We start from the raw sequence: 724 nt of genomic DNA, 5'->3' as shown, positions 1-724 counted from the left end.
GTGCCCGCGCCGGGGGCGGGGCCGGTGGCCGCCGGCCGGCCGCCGGGCGGTCAGGGAGCCGGCGGATGCGGGGGTTCGTGCAGGCGGCCGCGGACCGCGGTCTGCACCCCGGCCTCCTCGGCCGGATCCGCGGCCAGGCTGCGCAGCCGCTCCACCACCCGGGCGTCTCCCGTGGTGGCGTGCCGGGCGCCCACCGCCCGGGTGTCCTCCTCGCAGTCCCACAGGCATTCCACGGCGAAGCCCGCGGCGAAGGAGGGGTCGGTGGCGGCCAGGGCGACCGCCGTCCGGCCGCGCAGCTGGGAGGAGACCGTCTCCCGGTAGACGTACCGCAGCACCGGGGCCGCGGCGGCCAGGCCGAGCCGCCCCGCGCCGTCCACCAGCGGCCACAGGGCGCCCGGATCGCCGTCCGGCCCCTGCACGCGCACCGTGCGGCGCAGCGCCTCCAGCACCAGCCGGCCGTCGGCCGCGCCGCCGCGTGCGGCCAGCAGCGCCGCCGCGGCGGCGCCGAGTTCGTCGTGCCGCCCGGCCCAGGCGCGGGCCCGGTCCAGGGCCTGCGGCCCGGACATCCGGGACAGCGCACGGGCACCGGCCTCGGCCACCTCCCGCCGGGGGTCGGCGGCCGCGGCCTCGATCAGGTCCAGTGCGGCGGGGTCCTCCCGCTCGGCGAGATGGCGCAGTGCCGCGGCGCGCACCGCGGGCTCGGCCCGGGCGGCGGCGGTGAGCA

General features: G+C 82.0%; 1 protein-coding gene. It reads right to left on the bottom strand.

What is annotated here, in order from left to right; all coding sequences use genetic code 11:
• Positions 1-50: 50 nt before the first annotated feature.
• On the bottom strand, positions 51-724 hold a 674-nt coding region (locus tag GQS09_RS28370; RefSeq protein WP_165990357.1), incomplete at its 5' end, for a HEAT repeat domain-containing protein.

Origin of the sequence: Streptomyces sp. YIM 98790, assembly GCF_011421595.1 — a bacterium.
GTDB lineage: Bacteria > Actinomycetota > Actinomycetes > Streptomycetales > Streptomycetaceae > Streptomyces.
The sequence above is the reverse complement of the archived record's forward strand: the minus strand, read 5'-3'. Positions and strand labels throughout refer to the sequence as shown.